At 42.3% G+C, this 1542-nt stretch carries 4 protein-coding genes; 1 reads left to right on the forward strand and 3 read right to left on the reverse strand.

Translation table 11 applies throughout. From position 1 onward, the window contains the following. Positions 1–219 precede the first annotated feature (219 nt). Positions 220–528 carry a hypothetical protein gene (locus HC733_RS22175; RefSeq protein WP_190367146.1) on the reverse strand — a complete coding sequence of 103 codons (309 nt, stop codon included), beginning with the start codon at positions 526–528 and terminating at the stop codon, positions 220–222. A 92-nt stretch (positions 529–620) separates the two neighbouring features. Here HC733_RS22175 and HC733_RS22180 point away from each other — a divergent pair, with 92 nt between their 5' ends. Next, a complete protein-coding gene (locus HC733_RS22180; RefSeq protein WP_190367147.1) occupies positions 621–902 on the forward strand; it encodes a hypothetical protein in 282 nt (93 codons plus the stop codon). A 75-nt stretch (positions 903–977) separates the two neighbouring features. Here the strand turns inward: HC733_RS22180 and HC733_RS22185 are convergent, their stop codons facing one another. Together HC733_RS22185 and HC733_RS22190 are read right to left on the reverse strand one after the other, a co-directional pair. Further along, the gene (locus HC733_RS22185) at positions 978–1247 is read right to left on the reverse strand and encodes a hypothetical protein (protein ID WP_190367148.1); all 270 of its coding nucleotides are present in this window, start codon (positions 1245–1247) and stop codon (positions 978–980) included. Further along, on the reverse strand, positions 1244–1381 hold the full coding sequence (locus HC733_RS22190; protein WP_190367149.1) for a hypothetical protein: 138 nt from the start codon (positions 1379–1381) through the stop codon (positions 1244–1246). The genes HC733_RS22185 and HC733_RS22190 overlap by 4 nt, the downstream gene beginning before the upstream one ends. Between the last annotated feature and the right edge of the window lie 161 nt (positions 1382–1542).

Below are 1542 nucleotides of genomic sequence, written 5' to 3' on the forward strand. Positions count from 1 at the left end.
TCTTTTTCAGGCATAACGACCTCCACAATTAAGGGAAATATATATGGAGGCTACACTAGATATGATCCGTGATTTTATGAAATTACACACCATACAACCTCCCAAGTAATTGATAGCCGCGCGCATTGCGCTCTTTATAAATCGTGATTAGCGCCTTGTTTGTTCTTAGCGCTAATGCCTCCAATCTTTTTTGATGTCTTTTAAAACGTTTGTTCATAACTACCTCAACACGCTGTAGTTGTTGTGTTCAATTTGTAGGTTGCGTAATACCGTTTTCATATTGTGATCAACAGTATTGCAGAGCTGCACAGGCTTCTTGTGTAGTCGCCAACGCTTGTTATTTGCTGGCAGGCGTTCAGCCCAATCAGCTTGCTCAAGGTTTGCCAGCAATCGCGTTACATCTGCCTTGCTGGTTTGTAATACCGTGGCGAGCTTGTTAGGTTCAACCCCTTCAATTTCATTTCCTGCCATTAACTCAACAAGTCGTAAAAGCCGCTGTATTTGGTCGCTGGTGTATGGGCTGCTCATAATTTCCCCCTTAACAACGATAAAAATACGCTTGTTGTTTGTGTGAGATATGTCGTACAATTTTTATTCTCTTCCAACTTCAAGGCAGTACCATGGATACCGAAAACAAAGAGGTTATTGGCAAAGATTTTTTGCTTGACGTGATCCGTAATTACTTTAAATACGACCCCTATGGCGCAAAACATAGGACTGAATTTATTCGGTTTATTGATATGCATATCAGTGCAATGGAAAGACATAATCAAGATCCTCGCTCTATCAAAGCATTAAGAACGTTCTGCGAAGACACGCTAGGTTTGAACAGTATTGCTTCAGATACAGTTCGCGAGTCTCTTCGTTTGCAAATGGCATGGTCTGAACCAAAGCCAAGTTAATCTGTTTTCGCCAAGTTGTTCTTATATAAAAGAATCTGGCGACTATTATTACTACTCCAGTTAGCAATACTGTTGTCATACCGCTTTCCTCATCGCTGGCTTATACGGCTTTTGCTTAGGGTTGTTAAACAGGCTCACGCAATCTGGGCATACCACATCTATATCAAACGCTTCGCTTGCCACATGTCGCCAGCCAATATGGTTTGCTGCGTGTAGCCAGCTCATTGGGTGTGTATCTAAACGCGTAGCGCGCTCAATGACTTGGCAACATTGGCATTGCACTTGTACAAAACCGTGCTCTCTCGTGATGTGCTCAAATTTAATCGGGCTAGTTAGTAAACTCATGATCTGTCTCCTTGATTTGCCAATGCTTTTAGCTGTTCCATACTCATTAGATAAATTGTTCTAGTGCCTTGCTTACCCACATACTTAGGGCTGTTTTGCTGTTTTTTAGGCGTAACTTGGTCTTTGATAGTCATGCTATTTGCTCCTAAATCAGGGGTTGTTGGGGGTCGTCGAGCTTTTCGGCTTCGAGCTTGTGATAAGCTAAATCTTGCATTAGTAATACAAGTTGGTCGGCCACATGCTGGGCATTACCGCCGCCTTCTTCTAACTGCATCACCATACCAATTACTTGGTT

Origin of the sequence: Pseudoalteromonas sp. S16_S37, assembly GCF_014694405.1 — a bacterium.
Classification (GTDB): domain Bacteria; phylum Pseudomonadota; class Gammaproteobacteria; order Enterobacterales; family Alteromonadaceae; genus Pseudoalteromonas.